Below are 17,272 nucleotides of genomic sequence, written 5' to 3'. Positions count from 1 at the left end.
GCGGACCGCTCGGGCGGTCCGTGTCACGCCGGGCCGGAGACGCATGATCGCTTGCGTCCCCGGCCTGCGTCACTAAAACCCCTCGCCGATGGCACCCCCTCGGCATTCCGCGCCCCTTGCCCGGCGTCTTGGCGCAGCTTTGCGCTCCCCCCGAACCCTGGCTCTGGCCGCTGGCGCTCTGGCCGCCTGCGGCTTCCAGCCGCTGGCGCTCTGGCCACTCACCCTGGCTGGGATCGCGCTCCTGCTCGAACTCCTTGCACGCACGAGCCGCACGCGCAGCGCCTTCGCGCTCGGCTGGTTCTTCGGAGTCGGCCATTTCACGCTCGGCAACAACTGGATCGCGACCGCCTTCACCTACCAGGCCAACATGCCCGCCTGGCTGGGTGCGATCGCGGTGTTCCTGCTCGCGCTCTACCTTGCGATCTACCCGGCGCTCGCCTGCGCGCTGGCCCACACCGCCATCACCCGCGCGCAGGCGCAATGGACCCCGCAGACGGCGAGCGACCCACGCCGCGCCGCGCCCTTTGCCGCGCTGCTGCTCGCCTTTGCCGCAAGCTGGATCGTCACCGAATGGCTGCGCGGCTGGCTCTTCACCGGCTTTGCCTGGAACCCGCTCGGCGTCGCGCTTCTCGGCAGCTTCCAGAGCCAGGGCCTTGCCGCGCTTTCCCCCTGGATCGGCACCTATGGCCTTTCGGGGGCGCTGGTCCTGGTCGCCGGACTGACCGGCCTGTTCCTGCGCCTGGGACAAGGCGCGGACCACGTCCTGCGCGCGGCCTTTGCCCTCGTCCCGCTGGCCGCGCTCGCCGCGCTCGCCGCGCTCATGATCCTGCCCGACCGCGGGTCCGACCGCAGGCAGGGCAGCATACGCTACACGCTGATCCAGCCCGACATTCGCCAGGAATACATCGACGATCCGCGCCAGTTCGAGACCAGCTTCGTCAAGCTCGCAGAGCTCTCTCTGCCTGAAGTGCCCGGACGCAAGCGCGTGGTATTCTGGCCCGAGTCGGGCCTGGGCGACTACTTGCGCGACGGCTACCCGAGCTACTTCTACAGAATGTATACATATGGCGGTGACCCCGAGATCGCGCGCCAGCGGATCGGCCGTGTGATCGGACCCTACAGCCTGCTCCTGACCGGCGCGGTCGACCTGGTAATTCACGACGGCGACGATGTCGCCGCGCGCAATTCGGTGACCGTGTTCGATGGCCTGGGCGACATTCTCGCGAGCTATTCCAAGGCGCATCTGGTGCCTTATGGCGAATACCTGCCGATGCGCAGCCTGCTTGAGCCGATCGGCCTCTCGCGACTCGTACCCGGCACGCTCGACTTCTGGCCCGGCCCGGGGCCCCGCACGATCGACCTTGGCGCCTATGGCAAGGCCGGCGTCCAGATCTGCTACGAGATCGTGTTCTCCGGCGAAGTCGTCGATCCGCGCAACCGGCCGGACTATATTTTCAACCCTTCGAACGACGGCTGGTTCGGCGCCTGGGGCCCGCCCCAGCATCTGGCCCAGGCGCGCCTGCGCGCGCTCGAGGAAGGACTGCCGGTGCTGCGCTCGACCACCACCGGCATCAGCGCGGTGATCGACGCGGACGGCCTGGTGCGCGCCTTCGTGCCGCGCCACCAGCCCGGACGACTCGACGGCTACATTCCGCCGCCCCACCGGGCGACCTTCTTCGCGCGCCACGGAAACACCGTACCACTGGCGCTCGCGGCGGTTCTTTTGCTGCTGGCCCTTTCCATGGTTGCACTTCGAGGGCTTCGCAGGTAGATAAACAGCGCACTTAAAGATTTCTTTATATCCCAGGTGACCCTATGCGCAGCGAATATGTCTTCACCTCCGAGAGCGTCTCGGAAGGCCATCCCGACAAGGTCTCGGACCAGATTTCGGACGCGATCGTCGACCTTTTCCTGTCCAAGGACCCGGAGGCGCGCATCGCCTGCGAGACCCTGACGACGACCCAGAAGGTTGTCCTTGCGGGTGAAATCCGCTGCAAGGGCGTCTACGAGAACGGCGCCTGGGCCGAGGGCGCGCTCGCGGAGATCGAGAAGGTCGTGCGCGATACGGTCAAGACGATCGGCTACGAGCAGGACGGCTTCCACTGGGAGACCTTCGACTTCGAGAACTACCTGCACGGCCAGTCGGCCCACATCGCGCAGGGCGTCGATTCGAACGGCAACAAGGACGAAGGTGCCGGCGACCAGGGCATCATGTTCGGCTACGCCTCGATCGAGACCGAGGACCTGATGCCGGCCACGCTCGACTTCAGCCACAAGATCCTCCACCTCATGGCGCAGGACCGCAAGAGCGGGGCCGCCCCCTTCCTCGAGCCCGATGCCAAGAGTCAGGTCACGCTGCGCTACAAGGACGGCGTGCCCACCGCCTGCACCGCGATCGTGGTCTCGACCCAGCACGCGCCGGGCTACGACACGGGTGACAAGGAAGCTGAACTCAAGGCCTATGTGAAGGGCGTCGTCGCCAAGATCATCCCGGCCCAGCTGCTTTCGGACGAGACCGTCTACCACATCAACCCGACCGGCTCGTTCGAGATCGGCGGCCCCGACGGCGACGCCGGCCTCACCGGCCGCAAGATCATCGTCGACACCTATGGCGGCGCGGCTCCGCACGGCGGCGGCGCGTTCTCGGGCAAGGACCCGACCAAGGTCGACCGTTCGGCGGCCTACGTGACGCGCTACCTCGCCAAGAACGTCGTGGCCGCGGGTCTCGCCAAGATGTGCACGATCCAGATTTCCTACGCGATCGGCGTCGCCCAGCCGCTCTCGCTCTACGTCGACACCAGCGGCACCGGCACCGTCTCCGACGAGGCGATCGAGGCCGCGATCGCCAAGGTCGCCGCCGAGAAGCTCGGTGGCCTGACCCCGCGCGGCATCCGCCTGGGTCTCGGCCTCAACAAGCCGATCTACAAGCCCTCGGCCGCCTACGGTCACTTCGGCCGCAAGGCGCAAGGCGACTTCTTCCCCTGGGAGCGCACCGACCTGGTCGAAGACCTCAAGGCCTGCGTCGAGGAACTCTCGGTCTCGGCCTGAGGCCGGTTCGGGGGGCCAGCCCCTCGAGAATCCGACGCTTCGATTGAAAAAGCCCGGCGGCCTTCGCGGCCCGCCGGGCTTTTTCACGCCCCCTCCCCTCGGCGCCGCGTTTGCGCTATGGGGCGCGCGATGATGAACCCCGCCGATCTTCCGCCGGCCGCGCACAATGCGCCGGTCTGCGTCGCCGCGCTCTACCAGTTCGCGCCCTTTGCCGACCATGCCGCCTTGCGTGCGCCGCTTGCCGCGCTGTGCGAGGCGGAAGGGATCAAGGGCACGCTGCTGCTCGCGCACGAGGGCATCAACGGCACGATCGCAGGCACGCATTCGGGCATTTCGCGCGTCCTTGCACATATCCGCGCCCTGCCCGGCTGCGCCGGTCTCGACGTCAAGTTCTCGGGCGCGCGCGAAATGCCGTTCCTGCGCATGAAGGTGCGCCTCAAGAACGAGATCGTGACGATGGGCGAACCCGGGACCGATCCGCTCGCCACCGTGGGCACCTACGTCGCGCCCGAGGACTGGAACGCGCTCATCGCCGATCCCGACACGATCGTGATCGACACGCGCAACGACTACGAAGTGGCGATCGGCACCTTTCAGGGCGCGATCGATCCGGAAACGGCAAGCTTTCGCGAATTTCCCCAGTGGTTTCGCGCGAATCGCGAAAGGTTGCTCGGCGAGGGCAAGGCCCCCAAGGTCGCGATGTTCTGCACCGGCGGCATCCGCTGCGAGAAGTCGACCGCGTTCCTCAAGCAAGAGGGCATCGAGGACGTCTTCCACCTCAAGGGCGGCATTCTGAAATACCTCGAGACCGTCGCGCCCGAAGAGAGCCTGTGGCAGGGAGAATGCTTCGTCTTCGACGCGCGCGTCTCGGTCGGCCACGGGCTCGAGCAGGGCGATTATACGCTGTGCTTCGCCTGCCGCCTGCCCTTGAGCGGCGAGGATCGCGCCTCGCCGCTGTTCGAAGAGGGCGTCGCCTGCCCGCATTGCCACGCGGAACGCAGCGAAGAGCAGCGCGAACGCTACCGCGAGCGTCACCGCCAGCAGCAGCTCGCCCACGCGCGCGGCGAAGAACATATCGGCGTCGGGCCCCCTGCGCGCGGTCCTGTACCCGAAGCGCAATGAGCCAAGCGCTCCCCATTCTCTACAGCTTCCGCCGCTGCCCTTATGCGATGCGCGCGCGGCTTGCGCTGCGCGTGGCGGGCCTTTCCTGCGCGCTGCGCGAGGTGAAGCTGGCGGCCAAGCCCGCCGCACTGCTCGAAGCCTCGCCCAAGGGAACGGTTCCGGTGCTGGTGCTCGCCGGGGGCACGGTGGTCGAGCAGAGCCTCGAAGTGATGCGTTGGGCGCTCGCCCACAACGACCCGGAAGGCTGGCTCGAACGTGACGACGCGGCGCTCATCGCGCGCAACGACGGCCCCTTCAAGCACGACCTCGACCGCTACAAATACCCCGAGCGCCACGCCAGCGATCCCCTCGCCCACCGCGCGAGCGCGCTCGCCATCTTGCGCGACCTCGATGCCCGGATCGCCTCACAGGGCCAGCTCTGCGGGCCCGTTCGCGGTCTCGCCGACATGGCCCTGATGCCCTTCGTGCGCCAGTTCGCCGCCACCGACCGTACCTGGTTCGACGCGCAGGACCTGCCCGCGCTGCGCCAATGGCTGGAAGGACACCTCGCCTCGGAGCTCTTCACGAGCGTCATGGCCAAGTACGTGCCCTGGCAACCGGGGGATGAGCCGGTTCTATTCTAGGTCGTGAACCTATAAATTGGGAATGTCAGAGGAACTCGTGAAGAGGCGTTACGGGCATCTCGTCAGCGCTGGAGGCCAGAAGAGTAGCTGATTTGCCTCTGACATGGTGGAGTTCAAGGTGTCCCCGGTCGGCTCCGTCCTCGATGACACGAGCGCCATCAAGGACACATAGGAAGCCGAAAGTTGCGGCATGAGCGGCTTGCGCAATGGCGTATTCGACATTCGTACGTTCCTCAGGGGAAAGCGCGCGAAACCAGGCGGACCTGCGCTTTCTATCTTCAGAAAGGTTGCGGCCAGTTGGGCTTTCAATCTGCGAGATCGTTCCGCTCGTAGCTGGCTCAACCACTGTTTGGCGCACGAGATCAATGAAGGCGGCTTGTTCCATAGCAACAGCCTACTGCAATTCGAAACGACTGGGCAACGACTGCGATCTGTGATTCAGCATCGGCATGAGCCGATATGACCTGACTGACTTCGAGTGGCGCGTGATCGAACCGCTACTGCCCAACAAGCCAAGAGGCGTGCAGCGTGTCGATGACCGCCGCGTGCTGAATGGTATCTTCTGGGTGCTGCGATCCGGCGCTCCATGGCGCGACCTGCCCGAACGATATGGTCCGCGCACCACTTGCTACAATCGCTTCGTGCGATGGCGGAGGGCAGGCGTCTGGGATCGGATGATGGACGCCATCACCGCCGCCCATGACGGCGACATCCAGATGATCGACAGCACTGCCATCCGGGCGCACCAACAGGCTGCGACGGCAAAGAGGGGGATCGAGATCATTGTCTCGGTCGCTCCCGAGGCGGGCTCACGACCAAAATCCACGCTGTCGTCGATGCGCAAGGCCTCCCGATCCGGCTCGGCCTGACGGCAGGGCAGACGCATGATGGTCAAGTCGCCGACGATCTGCTCAACCGCCTTGGGCCGCACATGATCGTGCTCGCCGACAAAGCCTACGATGCTGATAGAATCCGCACGATGATCGAGGAACAGGGCGCCACGCCCAACATCCCGCCCAAAAGCAACCGCCGCTGGAAGCCTTGCTTCAGCAAGCGGCTCTATCGTGAGCGCAATCTGATCGAGCGCTTCTTCTCCAAACTCAAGCACTTCCGCCGCGTCGCTACCCGCTACGATAAGTTGGCTGAGAACTTCCTCGCCATGGTCCAGCTCGCCTCAATGCGCCTGTGGCTCCGCGCTTATGAGTCTACGTCCTAGGTGATGCAAGGGGGCATGGCCCCCTTGACCCCATTACCGTCGAAGGCAGTGCCAGCGCGACGCGACGTGCCCGAATTGCCCTCGCTGGTAAAGGGAGCTCGAGGGGCCATGCCCCTCGAAATTACCTTCCTTCTTTAAAGCTTGTGGCGAAACTCGTCCTCACCCCAGGGCTCGCTGCCGGTCACGACCGGGCGTGAGGGATCGGCGATCCATTCGCTCCACGAGCCGGGATAGACGAAGGCCCCCGGAATTCCCGCGATCTCCATGGCGAGCGCGTTCTGGCAGGCGGTAACGCCCGAGCCGCATTGCAGGATCGCGGGCTCGCCGCCAAGCAGGGCTTCGAACTCGGCGCGCAGTTCGGCTGCGGGGCGGAAGGTGCCGTCCTCGGCAAGATTGGCGCGAAAGAAGCGGCACTTCGCGCCCGGGATGTGCCCCGCGACCGGGTCCATCGCCGCGTTCTCCCCGCTGAAGCGCGCCGGATCACGCGCGTCGAGCACTTGCGCCTCGCCCGTCTCGATATTGGCGAGCACGTCCTTGGCGCTCACCGTGCCCGCGACGAGCGGCAGGCCCGGCTCGAAATCGCCCGGCGCAACGTCGTCCGCCTCGCCCGATTCGAGTTCGTGCCCGGCGGCGACCCAGGCGTCCCGCCCCCCGTCGAGCACCGCCACATCGGCGTGGCCCATCCAGCGCAGCAGCCACCAGGCGCGCGCGGCGCCCGACTGGCCCATCCCCCCGTACGTCACCACGAGTTGCCCCTTGCCCAGCCCCTGCGCGCGCAGCCAGTCCGCGAACGCCGCGCGATCGGGCAAGGGGTGGCGCCCGTTGGTGCCGGTGGTCGGCCCGGCAAGGTCATGGTCGAGATGCGCGTGCCGGGCCCCCGGCAGGTGCCCGACGCGGTAGGCCGCAGGGCCATTGTCGGGCTGGGCGAGGTCGAACTCGCAGTCGAGGATCAGGACCTTGCCCTGCGCATCGAGCAGGGCCTTGAGGTCGTCGGCGGAGATCAGCGTGCGGTAGGTCATGGCGCAAGGCTAGTCCCCTTGCGGCCATTGGGCCAGCACCTTTCCCGAACGGTCTGACGCACGGGCCGGGCCGAGGCTCGCCCGTTCAGATCCCCCGGCGAAAGCCGAAGCTCTTGCGCGCGTTTCGAAGGCAAAGCTTCTCGAAACGCGCGCGCAAGTCCTGGCCTACTTCGCCAGTTCGGCTTCGATCGCAGCGACAAGCCCAGGGTCCTTGGGCTCGACGCCCGGGGCGAAGCGGGCGACGACCTCGCCTTGTTTGGAAACGAGGAACTTTTCGAAGTTCCAGAGCACTTCGGGGTCCTGCGTCGGCGTCATGCCGAAGCCCTTGAGGCGCTCGCGCATTTCCTCGGCGGGACCGGTCTTTTCGGGGAGGGCTGCGGTCAGCGCGGCGTAAAGCGGCTGCTTGCCCTCGCCCGTCACGTCGGCCTTGGCGAAGAGCGGGAACGAAACGCCATAGTTGACCTGGCAGAACTCGGTGATCTCCTCGTTCGAGCCGGGTTCCTGCGCGCCGAAGTCGTTGGCGGGAAAGCCGAGCACTTCGAGCCCCTTGCCCTTGAAGTCCTGGAACAGCGCCTCGAGGCCTTCGTACTGCGGCGTCAATCCGCACTTGGACGCCGTGTTGACGATGAGCAAGACCTTGCCCGCGTGCGCGGCAAGGCTGTCGGGCGTACCGTCGATACGGGCGAGCGGGATGGAAGCGAGGTCGGTCATGGGTTTCTCCCTTGGATCTGGCCCTCGATATGGCCTCGCGCATCGGCGCGGACAAGGCCGCGGGAGGGCTGCGACCGTCTGGTGGAAATCGGTTCAGGGCAAGCCGCGCAGAACCGGCGAAATCCAGTCGGGATCGTGGGCGAAGGGGAGCGGGGTGCCCTCGCGCAGGGCCGCGAGGATCGCGGCGAAATCGTCGCGCGCGCGCCAGTCCAGGACGCGCTGCGCCTTGGCCGGATCGTAGACCCGCTCGATTTTCGCAGGCAGGACCCACCCGGCGCGCGCGTAAAGCCCGGCCGCCTCGGGGAAGGCCCGGGCGATCACGGCCGGTGCGTCGTGGGAAAGCTCCCCGCAATCGCCACGTACAAAGGGGGGCGGGGCGGAAAGGACGAAGGTCTCGCACGCGTCCTCCCACCTGGCAAGGTCCGCTTCGAGCGCGGCAAGATGGGCGAGCGCGGCATCGCCCACCGAGAGGCGCCGGTTGAGGAACTCGTTGGCCTTGAGGTTGGGCCCAGAGGGCGCCCGCAGCGTGTCGTCGTCCTCGGGAAAGAAGCGCCCCGTGCGCAAGATCGCCACGGCAAGGCCGGTCTCGCCCGCGATCATCCGGCACAGGTTCTCGGCTGCCAGCTTGGTCACCCCGTAGACGTTGCGCGGCTCGAGCGGGCCGAACGCCTCGTCCATCCACCAGGCGCCCTCGCTCCCCGCCCCGGCCCGCACGTCGCGGCGCACCATGAGCGAGGTCGTCGAGGTGAACACCAGCCGTTCGTGCCCCGCCGCCACCGCCGCCTCGAGCACATTGAGCGTGCCAGCGGCGTTGACGTCGAGGAAGGCCTGCCGCGAGAAGCGGGCGATGTCGGGCTTGTGCAGGGCACCGGCGTGGACGATCACCTCGATCGCAAATTCGGCCACGGTGCGAAAGACCAGTGCGCGGTCGGCCACCGAGCCCTGAACCTGCGTGTGAGGCCCGGCCGCGACATCGAGGCCGATGACCTCGTGCCCGCGCGCGGCGAGGAGAGGTGCCAGATGCCGTCCCAGCCACCCCGAGGATCCGGTCAGCAGGACGCGCATGGCACTTCTCCCTCGATCGCAGCTCAGGTGGTGTAGTGCGCCGTGGTCTTGGCGGCCACCTCCTCGGCAGTGACGCCCGGCGCAAGTTCGACCAGCTTGAAGGGGCTGTCATGGTCGGGGCGCTGGAAGACGCACAAGTCGGTGACGATCATGTCGACGACGTTCTTGCCGGTCAGCGGCAGGGTGCAGGCCGGGATGAACTTGGAATCGCCCGTCTTCGAGCAGTGCTCCATGACGACGATGATCTTCTGCACGCCCGCCACGAGGTCCATCGCGCCGCCCATGCCCTTGATCATCTTGCCCGGGATCATCCAGTTGGCGATGTCGCCGTTCTCGGCCACTTCCATCGCGCCCAGCACGGCGAGGTTGATGTGGCCGCCACGGATCATGCCGAAGCTCGTCGCGCTGTCGAAATAGGCGGTCTGCGGCAGTTCGCTGACCGTCTGCTTGCCCGCGTTGATGAGGTCGGGGTCTTCCTCGCCCGCATAGGGGAAGGGCCCGATGCCGAGCATGCCGTTCTCGGACTGGAGCGTGACGGTCATGCCTTCGGGCACATAGTTGGCGACGAGCGTCGGGATGCCGATGCCCAGGTTCACGTAGAAACCGTCTTCCAGTTCGCGGGCCGCGCGTGCGGCCATCTCATTGCGGTTCCAGGCCATTTTACGCGGTCTCCCTTTCGCGCGTCGTCACGAATTCGATCTTCTTGTCGTAGGGCGCGCCCAGCACGAGACGTTGGACGTAGACGCCCGGCAGGTGGATGTGGTCGGGATCGAGGCTGCCAGTGGGGACGATTTCCTCGACTTCCACGACGCAGACCTTGCCGCAGGTGGCGGCGGGCACGTTGAAATTGCGCGCGGTCTTGCGGAAGACGACGTTGCCGCTCTCGTCCGCCTTCCACGCCTTGACCACCGAAAGATCGGCGAAGATACCCTCTTCCAGAATGTATTCCTGGCCGCCGAAGACTTTGACTTCCTTGCCCTCGGCAACCTGGGTGCCGACGCCCGTCTTGGTGTAGAAGCCGGGGATGCCCGCCCCCCCTGCGCGCATGCGCTCGGCCAGAGTGCCCTGCGGGCAGAACTCGACCTCGAGCTCGCCCGAGAGGAACTGACGTTCGAATTCCTTGTTCTCGCCCACGTAGGACGAGATCATCTTCTTCACCTGCTTGGTGCGCAGCAGCTTGCCGATGCCTTCGTTGTCGATGCCGGCGTTGTTCGAGGCGAACGTCAGGTCCTTCACGCCCGCGTCGCGAATCGCGTCGAGCAGGCGCTCGGGAATGCCGCATAGGCCGAAGCCACCGCTGGCGATGAGCATGCCGTCGGCGAGCAGGCCTTCAAGCGCGGCCTCCGCGCTGGGGTAGAGCTTTTTCATGGATGTCCTTCTCTCCAACTTCCGCCGCGCAGCGTACTGCGGCGATAGCATCAGAAATAGCGATTAATTTTTATCGATCATGATACACGTTTCTTATGAAAAGGATCGCTCTCTTCCACCTCGAAACGCTTGCCTGGATCGACCGTCTGGGCACATTCGCCGCCGCCGCACAGCGGCTCAACACGACCCAGCCCGCAATCTCGGCCCGGGTGCGCGAGATCGAGGAACAACTGGGCCTCGTCCTGTTTCAACGCGAAGGACGCCGGATGGTTCTCACCGCGCGCGGACGAAGGCTCATCCAGCAATGCGAACCGCTGCGCCACGACCTCGAGCGCGCGCTGCTCGAGGCCAGCGATTTCGCCGGAGCCAGCGGCACGGTGCGCATCGGATCGGGCGAGATCGCCGCGGCCAGTTGCCTGCCCGCCTGGGTCCAGGCGATCGAGCGCGACCGGCCCGGGGTCACCATGGAAATCGAACTCGACCTCACCGCGCCGCTCATGCAGCAGTTGCTGGCCGGCACGCGCGACATCGTGTTCCTCGCCGGCCCCGTCGCCAGCCCGGGGCTGCGCACCGCGCCGATCGGCTCGGTCGGCCTCGTCTGGGTGGCCAGCCCGTCCGTGGCGCAGGCCGGGAATGACGGAAGGGGGACGCCGATCTGGTCGCTGCCAGACCACTCCCCGCTGCACCGCGTCACCCTTGCGACGCTCGAGGCGATGGGGCGCGGCCGACCTGCGCTCCACACCTGCAACAACGTGCGCCTGCTGATCGACATCGTGAGCCGCGGGCGCGCCGCGGCGGTGCTGCCCGAAACGATGGTCCGCGCGCAACTGGATAGCGGCGATCTCGTCGAGATCCACCCGCGCCCGCGCCAGCTCGTCCATTTCGAGGCGGCGATCCGCGCGCGCGAACGCGACCCGATCATCCTCGACCTGTTCGAGCGCGCGCAATCGCTGCGGATCGAGGACGCCTCCGCCGCAAACCGCGCGTGATCCTGTCAAGGTTTGCATTGGCCCCGCGCGAAATCCACCCTTGATTAGCAAGGGAATGTTTGATCTTCGTCATGGCACTGCACCACTTTGGGCCTATTGTGGACGGGCCAACGGGAGAAAAAGACCATGCGCTCGATACTCGTCAATGCGGACCGCAAGCCGGGCAACACCGCCCGCATCGAAACCGCTCTCAATCTCGCCCGGACGACCGGCGGCCACGTGACCGTGCTGGTCGACACCCCGGTCTCGCGCTACATCGCGATGGATCCGATGGGGGGCAGCTACGTGATTTCCGAAGCGCTCGACAAGGCGCGCGCGGACGACGACAGCGCCGCATCGGAGATCGAGGCCCGCCTGGCGCGCGAAGACGTCGCTTTCGACGTCCTGCGCAGCGAGGATGACCCGATCAGCGCGCTGGGCAGCATCGCCCGGCTCTCCGACCTCACCATTCTCTCGCGCACCGGCGGTCTTGCCGGCGAACTGGCGCTCGTCTCGGGCACCCCGGTGCTCGTCCTCAATGACGACAAGGCGCTCGATTTCCCGATCCGGCGCGCCTGCATCGCCTGGGACGGGGGTGAACAGGCGGCCGCCGCGCTGCGCGCCTCGGTCAAGCTCCTGGGCGATTGCCAGGTGGTCAAGGTCGTCACCGTCGCGGAAAAGACCGGCGGTTTCCCCGCCACCGACGCGCTGCGCTATCTCTCGCGCCACGGCATCCACGCCGAGCTCGAGGAGCACGAACGGCGCGGTTCGGTCGAAGAGACGCTGGCCGTTGCCGTCAGCCAGACTCATGCCGAGCTGCTCGTCATGGGTGCCTATGGCAAGAGTCGATTCCGCGAATTCCTGTTTGGGGGTGTGACCGCCTATTTCCTCGAGGAAGATACCGGCCCCGCCCTGCTCCTCGCGCACTGAGCGGCACTTCCTGCACCGCCCCTCGCGATAGGGGGGGGCCAGACGACATCACGAGGCCGAGGCTCCCCCCGGGGCCTCGGCCTATCCGCAGCCCGCATCGACACCCGTCGGCACCTTGTGCCCGACTTATGGTAACGCTAGCACCAATTGTCCTTGCAGATTATCGACTTAGTACACTTTATTCCGCACTGCAGCAGGATCCTGCCTCGCGCGGACACGACAGACCGGTCAGACCGCATCCAATCACGCGCTTTCACACAAAAGAGCGCCCCAGACTTTGGCGGATTTGAGCGCTTCAGAGCGGTTCACTTGTCATAAATATTGCGTAATGAGCAATTGTGATTGCGTATTATGCATCAGTCGGCCTCGACTTCGCACTTGCACAAAGACCGACCGTGATCCATATAGGAAGTGCCTTTCAGGCATCCTCTCCCAAAACTTCCACGACCCGGCCGGTAACGTCCGGGTCTTTTTTTGTCTGCGCAACACGTCGTCTCGCGCCGTCTCGGCTGACCGGGCGATCCGCAACGGTTTGAAATTGCCGCGAGCCATTCCTAATTCCTTTCCCGAAGGTCCACTCCCCGGCCATGGCGATGGCGGGGAGCCTTGGACCGTTGCTTCGAAAGGACAGACATGGGCGACGCCGAATCAAGGGTCGACGATCGCGTGGTCCGGCTGCAGGTTGCGGCCGCACGCCAGGAAGAAAGCGGGCAGGGCATCGCCCGCATGTCACGCGAATCGCTCTCAGCCATCGGGGCGATGGAAGGCGACGTTCTCGAAATCACCGGCAAGTCGGTTACCGTGGCCCGCGCCGTCCTCGCCTTTCCCGAGGACGAAGGCCTCTCGGTCATCCGCCTCGACGGGCTCCAGCGCGGCAACGCCGAAGTCGGCTCGGGCGACCACGTTACCGTGCGCAAGGCCGAATCGCGCCCCGCCCAGCGCGTCGTCTTCGCGCCCGCGCAAAAGGACATGCGCCTGCAAGGCCCCGCCGTCGCGCTCAAGCGCAACTTCTTCGCACGGCCCATGGTCCAGGGCGATCTCGTCGCCACCACCGGCCAGCAGCAGGTCGCCGACATCCCGCCCCAACTGCGCCGGATGTTCAACGCGCCCGCCTATTCGCTGACGCAGATCCGCCTCAACGTTGTCTCGACCACACCGCGCGGGATCGTCCACATCGACGAGGACACCGAGGTCGAGCTGCGCGAAACCTTCGAGGAGGCGCACGAGCCGCGCGGCGAGGTCAACTACGACGACGTGGGCGGCATGGAGGACACCATCCGCCAGTTGCGCGAGATGGTGGAGCTGCCGCTGCGCTATCCCGAATTGTTCACGCGCCTGGGCGTAGCGCCGCCCAAGGGCGTGCTGCTCCACGGCCCGCCGGGAACCGGCAAGACGCGCCTCGCGCAGGCCGTCGCCAACGAGAGCGAAGCCAACTTCTTCTCGATCAACGGCCCCGAGATCATGGGCTCGGGCTATGGCGAGAGCGAGAAGCACTTGCGCGAGGTCTTCGAGGAAGCGACCAAGGCCGCCCCCGCGATCGTCTTCATCGACGAGATCGACTCGATCGCCCCCAAGCGCGACCAGGTTCACGGCGAGGCCGAAAAGCGCCTCGTCGCCCAGCTCCTGACCTTGATGGACGGCCTCAACAGCCGCGCCCACGTCGTCGTCATCGCCGCCACCAATCGGCCCGACGCGATCGACGAGGCGCTGCGCCGTCCGGGCCGGTTCGACCGCGAGATCGTGATCGGAGTCCCTGACGAGAGCGGCCGGCGCGAAATCCTGAGCATTCACACCCGCGGCATGCCGCTGGGCGAGAAGGTGTCTTTGCAGGAGCTGGCGCGCACCACCCACGGCTTCGTCGGCGCCGACCTGGCCGCGCTGACCCGCGAGGCCGCGATCGAGGCGGTGCGCCGGATCATGCCCCGGCTCGACCTCGAGGCGCGGGCGATCCCGACCGAAGTGCTCGAGAACCTTTCGGTCGAGCGCGACGACTTCATCGCGGCGCTGAAGCGCGTCCAGCCCTCGGCAATGCGCGAGGTCATGGTGCAGGTCCCCAATATCGGCTGGGACGACATCGGGGGCCTGGGCGAGGCGCAAATGAAGCTCAAGGAAGGCATCGAGCTGCCGCTCAAGAACCCGGCCGCCTTCCACAAGCTGGGCATCCGCAGCGCCAAGGGCTTCCTGCTCTACGGGCCTCCCGGCACCGGCAAAACCCTGCTCGCCAAGGCGGTGGCCAAGGAGGCGGAGGCCAACTTCATCTCGATCAAGTCCTCGGACCTGCTCTCGAAGTGGTACGGCGAAAGCGAACAGCAGATCGCCCGCCTCTTTGCCCGCGCGCGCCAGGTGGCGCCCTGCGTGATCTTCATCGACGAGATCGACAGCCTCGTGCCCGCGCGCGGCATGGGCGGGGGCATGGGTGAGCCGCAAGTGACCGCCCGCGTCGTCAACACGATCCTCGCCGAGATGGACGGCATGGAGGAACTGCAGTCGGTCGTGCTGGTGGGCGCCACCAACCGCCCGGCGCTCGTCGATCCCGCGCTGCTGCGCCCGGGCCGCTTCGACGAACTGGTCTACGTCGGCACTCCCGATGCGGCCGGCCGCGCCCATATCCTGGGCATCCATACCAGCGCGATGCCGCTCGCCAGCGATGTCTCGCTGGAGGCCATCGCCGAGCGGACCGAGCGCTTTACCGGAGCGGACCTCGAGGACGTGGTGCGCCGCGCGGGCCTCATCGCCATCCGCAAGCATGGCGCCGAGGTCGAAACGGTCGCTATGGCCGATTTCGAGGACGCACTCGACGACAGCCGCGCCACCGTCACCGCCGAGATGGAGGCCGAGTACGCGCGGATGAAGGGCGAGCTCAAGAAGCGCGCGATGGAAGTCACGCCGGTCGGCTTCATCGCCCCGGGCATGGTCGAGCCCACCCGCGAGCGCAAGCACGGCGACTGAGCGAGGGGACGGGGGCACGAACGCCCCCGTCCCGTCCTGCCATCAGGCTCAGGGACACTTCGCCTTTATCTGGTAGAGCGAGTTCCAGTTCTTGCCGGTCACGAAGACCCGCTTCGTCTCCGCATCGTAGGCGATGCCGTTGAGGACGTCGTCGCCCGTGCGCGCGCCGCTTTTCGCGGCGAGGCCCGCAAGGTCGACCCAGCTCTTCACCGCGCCCGTCGCCGGATCGATCCGCGCGATGCGCTCGCTCATCCAGACATTGGCCCAGATCTCGCCATCGATCCATTCGAGCTCGTTGAGCATTTCGACCGGCTTGCCTTGGTCGGTGACGGCAATCGCGCCGGTGCGGGAAAAGTCCTTGGGGTCGCGCAAAATGAGGTGGTCCGACCCGTCACTCTGGTAAATCGTGCCGTTGTGGATGGTCATGCCCCAGCCCTCGCCCGCGACCGGGAACAGCGCCAGCGGCTTCAGCGTCTTGCGGTCCCAGCGATAGCCCAGGCCATCGCGCCAGGTAAGGCTGATCACCTGGTCGCCCCAGGCGACGCTGCCCTCGCCGAAGAAAGTGGGGTCGACCTTGCCCTCGAGGATCGGCGCCGTGCTCTCAAGCGTGCGCGTGTAGATACGCGAAGCCCCCTTCTGTCCGGTGCTCTCGTAAAGCACGCCGTCGGCGAAGAAGAGCCCCTCGGTGAAGGCAGCGGGATCGTGCGGATAGGTCTTCACGACCTCGTAACCGCACGTGGGCGTGGCCTTCGCCGCGCAGCCCCCGGTCAAGGAAACGGCGAGGAGGCCGACAAGAGCCGTGAGCGGGGCCCGGCGAAGACATGGGATGCAAGACATAGCGCTCTGCTGCATAAGCCGCGCGACTTGCGCAAGCCTGAACTGCGCGCGGGGCCTGCCTCAAGGCCGGGAGACAAGAACCAGCGCGCGCTCGAACAGCGCCTGGAAGCGCGGCAGGTCGATCCCGTGCACGGGATCGTTCCAGGTCGCGCTGACCGCCCACCAGCGCCCCGCCCTGTCGCGCAGCAGCACCGACATGTCGAGCACACCCGGCTCGGACCCGCCCTTGTAACCGGCATAACCGACCTGACCCGCCACATCGGCGGCCGGACCCGGATTGAGCGCCAGGATGCGCAGCGCCTCTCGCCCGGCATCGTGGCGCGAGTGCGCGTGAAACCAACCGAGGGCGCGCACGAGGTCGGCGGGCGAGGCGAACCATTCGAGGCTCTCGATCATCACCGGGTGGCCATCGGCGAAGAGGTCCCCCACCGCCGCGCCGGGCAGCCGCGCCACCTCTCCCGCCAGCATCGCGCGCCGTGTGGGCCGATCGCTTGCCAGATAGCGACGTCCAAGCGCCCCCGCGTTCACGCCCTTCAGCTTGAACAGCTCCATCGTCGAGAGAAACGGCACGTTGCGCGCACCATGCGTGAAGCCGATCTGCGCCTGCATTGCCTCGACCTTCTCACGCCCGAGCGTATCGAGCAGGAGGTCGCTCGCGCTGTTGTCGCTGACGCGGATCATTTCCTCGGCGAGCCGGCGCAAGGTCACGCGGGTGCCCTTTGCCGACGCCCGGAACCCGCCCGCAGGCAATTCGCGCCCGTCGAGCGTCACCACATCGTCCCAATGGCGCTCGCCCGCGTCGATCGCGCGGACCAGTTCGGCAAGGACCACCAGCTTGAAGGCCGAAGCAATGGCGAGCGGCGTATCGGGCGCCAGCGCGGCCTCGGGCGGGCGGGCCGAGAGTTCCTGCGCGGCGAAGCCAACCTTGCCCGGCAGCGCGGCAAAGGCCGCCGCGACCTCGTCCAGCGACGCGAGCGCCGCCACCGCGGCGGGCATGACGCCCGTGATCCGCAAGCCGCCGATCCGGTGCGGCGCCTCGCTCGACAACGCCATCCAGGCGCGGGCCGAGCCCTTTTCGAAGGTCACCACCATCCTGGCCTCGTGCGCCCCCAGATTCTCGCGCTCGCGAATGCCCGTCGCGCGCCCCAGTTGCGCGCGCAGCGAAGCCGCCAGAGCGCGCACCTGGGCCTCGGGCACGTCTTTGCGGAAAGCCGGCGTGAACATCGCCGCAAGGTCCCCCTCGCCATTGAGCAAGGCAACCAGTTCATCCTCGCGACGCGCCATGGCACCGCGCGCGGCGGCCTCTTGCGGCTTTGCCCGATCGGCCTTGCCCAGCACCGACGATGGCGTCGCACAGGCGATCAGGGCAAGCCCCAGGAAACCACGCAAAAGTTGCGTCATGGCTGCTCCCACCTC

Annotated in this window: 16 protein-coding genes; 8 read left to right on the top strand and 8 right to left on the bottom strand. The window is 66.8% G+C overall.

Translation table 11 applies throughout. The features are described from left to right. Nucleotides 1-88 precede the first annotated feature (88 nt). The 4 genes from lnt (at nucleotide 89) to HT136_RS04900 (ending at nucleotide 4,793) form a co-directional block, all read left to right on the top strand. Nucleotides 89-1,771, top strand: a complete 1,683-nt coding sequence (lnt, locus tag HT136_RS04915) for an apolipoprotein N-acyltransferase (RefSeq protein ID WP_214198456.1) — start codon at nucleotides 89-91, stop codon at nucleotides 1,769-1,771. Nucleotides 1,772-1,815: 44 nt separating this feature from the next. Further along, complete coding sequence (metK, locus tag HT136_RS04910) at nucleotides 1,816-3,048, top strand: methionine adenosyltransferase (protein ID WP_214198455.1); 1,233 nt, start codon at nucleotides 1,816-1,818, stop codon at nucleotides 3,046-3,048. Between the two features lie 129 nt (nucleotides 3,049-3,177). Then, entirely contained in the window at nucleotides 3,178-4,170 is a 993-nt protein-coding gene (gene trhO / locus HT136_RS04905) for an oxygen-dependent tRNA uridine(34) hydroxylase TrhO (protein WP_246543375.1), read from the top strand. Beyond that, the gene (locus tag HT136_RS04900) at nucleotides 4,167-4,793 is read left to right on the top strand and encodes a glutathione S-transferase (RefSeq protein ID WP_214198454.1); all 627 of its coding nucleotides are present in this window, start codon (nucleotides 4,167-4,169) and stop codon (nucleotides 4,791-4,793) included. The genes trhO and HT136_RS04900 overlap by 4 nt, the downstream gene beginning before the upstream one ends. A gap of 25 nt (nucleotides 4,794-4,818) precedes the next feature. Here HT136_RS04900 and HT136_RS04895 read toward each other — a convergent pair whose 3' ends face one another. Next, entirely contained in the window at nucleotides 4,819-5,178 is a 360-nt protein-coding gene (locus HT136_RS04895) for a hypothetical protein (RefSeq protein WP_214198453.1), read from the bottom strand. Nucleotides 5,179-5,242: 64 nt separating this feature from the next. Here HT136_RS04895 and HT136_RS04890 point away from each other — a divergent pair. Continuing rightward, nucleotides 5,243-6,009, top strand: a protein-coding gene (locus HT136_RS04890; RefSeq protein WP_214198452.1) for an IS5 family transposase whose coding sequence is annotated in 2 segments (ribosomal slippage) — nucleotides 5,243-5,561 and nucleotides 5,561-6,009 — 768 coding nt in all. Because the reading frame shifts where the segments join, the coding sequence is not laid out codon by codon here. 134 nt (nucleotides 6,010-6,143) lie between these two features. Here HT136_RS04890 and HT136_RS04885 read toward each other — a convergent pair. The 5 genes from HT136_RS04885 to HT136_RS04865 all read right to left on the bottom strand — a co-directional run bounded on the left by HT136_RS04885 (nucleotide 6,144) and on the right by HT136_RS04865 (nucleotide 10,172). Further along, on the bottom strand, nucleotides 6,144-7,028 hold the full coding sequence (locus tag HT136_RS04885) for a sulfurtransferase (protein ID WP_214198451.1): 885 nt from the start codon (nucleotides 7,026-7,028) through the stop codon (nucleotides 6,144-6,146). A 165-nt stretch (nucleotides 7,029-7,193) separates the two neighbouring features. Continuing rightward, entirely contained in the window at nucleotides 7,194-7,739 is a 546-nt protein-coding gene (locus HT136_RS04880) for a glutathione peroxidase (RefSeq protein ID WP_214198450.1), read from the bottom strand. Between the two features lie 93 nt (nucleotides 7,740-7,832). Further along, complete coding sequence (locus HT136_RS04875; RefSeq protein ID WP_214198449.1) at nucleotides 7,833-8,804, bottom strand: NAD-dependent epimerase/dehydratase family protein; 972 nt, start codon at nucleotides 8,802-8,804, stop codon at nucleotides 7,833-7,835. A gap of 23 nt (nucleotides 8,805-8,827) precedes the next feature. Beyond that, on the bottom strand, nucleotides 8,828-9,463 hold the full coding sequence (locus tag HT136_RS04870) for a CoA transferase subunit B (protein WP_214198448.1): 636 nt from the start codon (nucleotides 9,461-9,463) through the stop codon (nucleotides 8,828-8,830). A gap of 1 nt (nucleotide 9,464) precedes the next feature. Continuing rightward, on the bottom strand, nucleotides 9,465-10,172 hold the full coding sequence (locus HT136_RS04865) for a CoA transferase subunit A (RefSeq protein WP_214198447.1): 708 nt from the start codon (nucleotides 10,170-10,172) through the stop codon (nucleotides 9,465-9,467). 95 nt (nucleotides 10,173-10,267) lie between these two features. Here HT136_RS04865 and HT136_RS04860 point away from each other — a divergent pair, with 95 nt between their 5' ends. The 3 genes from HT136_RS04860 to HT136_RS04850 all read left to right on the top strand — a co-directional run bounded on the left by HT136_RS04860 (nucleotide 10,268) and on the right by HT136_RS04850 (nucleotide 15,019). Further along, the gene (locus HT136_RS04860; RefSeq protein WP_214198446.1) at nucleotides 10,268-11,161 is read left to right on the top strand and encodes a LysR family transcriptional regulator; all 894 of its coding nucleotides are present in this window, start codon (nucleotides 10,268-10,270) and stop codon (nucleotides 11,159-11,161) included. A gap of 126 nt (nucleotides 11,162-11,287) precedes the next feature. Then, on the top strand, nucleotides 11,288-12,070 hold the full coding sequence (locus tag HT136_RS04855) for a universal stress protein (RefSeq protein ID WP_214198445.1): 783 nt from the start codon (nucleotides 11,288-11,290) through the stop codon (nucleotides 12,068-12,070). A 633-nt stretch (nucleotides 12,071-12,703) separates the two neighbouring features. Then, on the top strand, nucleotides 12,704-15,019 hold the full coding sequence (locus tag HT136_RS04850) for a CDC48 family AAA ATPase (RefSeq protein WP_214198444.1): 2,316 nt from the start codon (nucleotides 12,704-12,706) through the stop codon (nucleotides 15,017-15,019). 48 nt (nucleotides 15,020-15,067) lie between these two features. Here HT136_RS04850 and HT136_RS04845 read toward each other — a convergent pair whose 3' ends face one another. Continuing rightward, a complete protein-coding gene (locus HT136_RS04845; protein ID WP_246543374.1) occupies nucleotides 15,068-15,856 on the bottom strand; it encodes a glutaminyl-peptide cyclotransferase in 789 nt (262 codons plus the stop codon). A 60-nt stretch (nucleotides 15,857-15,916) separates the two neighbouring features. After that, nucleotides 15,917-17,257 carry a serine hydrolase gene (locus tag HT136_RS04840; RefSeq protein ID WP_214198442.1) on the bottom strand — a complete coding sequence of 447 codons (1,341 nt, stop codon included), beginning with the start codon at nucleotides 17,255-17,257 and terminating at the stop codon, nucleotides 15,917-15,919. Nucleotides 17,258-17,272: the final 15 nt, after the last annotated feature.

It is taken from the genome of Novosphingobium profundi, assembly GCF_018491765.1.
GTDB lineage: Bacteria > Pseudomonadota > Alphaproteobacteria > Sphingomonadales > Sphingomonadaceae > Novosphingobium > Novosphingobium profundi.
This window is presented reverse-complemented; position numbering and strand designations above follow the sequence as displayed.

Excerpts from the sequence above, each read along its gene's own strand:
- lnt (WP_214198456.1), top strand. The coding sequence starts at position 89 with ATGGCACCCCCTCGGCATTCCGCGCCCCTTGCCCGGCGTCTTGGCGCA.
- metK (WP_214198455.1), top strand. The coding sequence starts at position 1,816 with ATGCGCAGCGAATATGTCTTCACCTCCGAGAGCGTCTCGGAAGGCCAT.
- trhO (WP_246543375.1), top strand. The coding sequence starts at position 3,178 with ATGATGAACCCCGCCGATCTTCCGCCGGCCGCGCACAATGCGCCGGTC.
- HT136_RS04900 (WP_214198454.1), top strand. The coding sequence starts at position 4,167 with ATGAGCCAAGCGCTCCCCATTCTCTACAGCTTCCGCCGCTGCCCTTAT.
- HT136_RS04895 (WP_214198453.1), bottom strand. The coding sequence starts at position 5,178 with ATGGAACAAGCCGCCTTCATTGATCTCGTGCGCCAAACAGTGGTTGAG.
- HT136_RS04885 (WP_214198451.1), bottom strand. The coding sequence starts at position 7,028 with ATGACCTACCGCACGCTGATCTCCGCCGACGACCTCAAGGCCCTGCTC.
- HT136_RS04880 (WP_214198450.1), bottom strand. The coding sequence starts at position 7,739 with ATGACCGACCTCGCTTCCATCCCGCTCGCCCGTATCGACGGTACGCCC.
- HT136_RS04875 (WP_214198449.1), bottom strand. The coding sequence starts at position 8,804 with ATGCGCGTCCTGCTGACCGGATCCTCGGGGTGGCTGGGACGGCATCTG.
- HT136_RS04870 (WP_214198448.1), bottom strand. The coding sequence starts at position 9,463 with ATGGCCTGGAACCGCAATGAGATGGCCGCACGCGCGGCCCGCGAACTG.
- HT136_RS04865 (WP_214198447.1), bottom strand. The coding sequence starts at position 10,172 with ATGAAAAAGCTCTACCCCAGCGCGGAGGCCGCGCTTGAAGGCCTGCTC.
- HT136_RS04860 (WP_214198446.1), top strand. The coding sequence starts at position 10,268 with ATGAAAAGGATCGCTCTCTTCCACCTCGAAACGCTTGCCTGGATCGAC.
- HT136_RS04855 (WP_214198445.1), top strand. The coding sequence starts at position 11,288 with ATGCGCTCGATACTCGTCAATGCGGACCGCAAGCCGGGCAACACCGCC.
- HT136_RS04850 (WP_214198444.1), top strand. The coding sequence starts at position 12,704 with ATGGGCGACGCCGAATCAAGGGTCGACGATCGCGTGGTCCGGCTGCAG.
- HT136_RS04845 (WP_246543374.1), bottom strand. The coding sequence starts at position 15,856 with ATGTCTTGCATCCCATGTCTTCGCCGGGCCCCGCTCACGGCTCTTGTC.
- HT136_RS04840 (WP_214198442.1), bottom strand. The coding sequence starts at position 17,257 with ATGACGCAACTTTTGCGTGGTTTCCTGGGGCTTGCCCTGATCGCCTGT.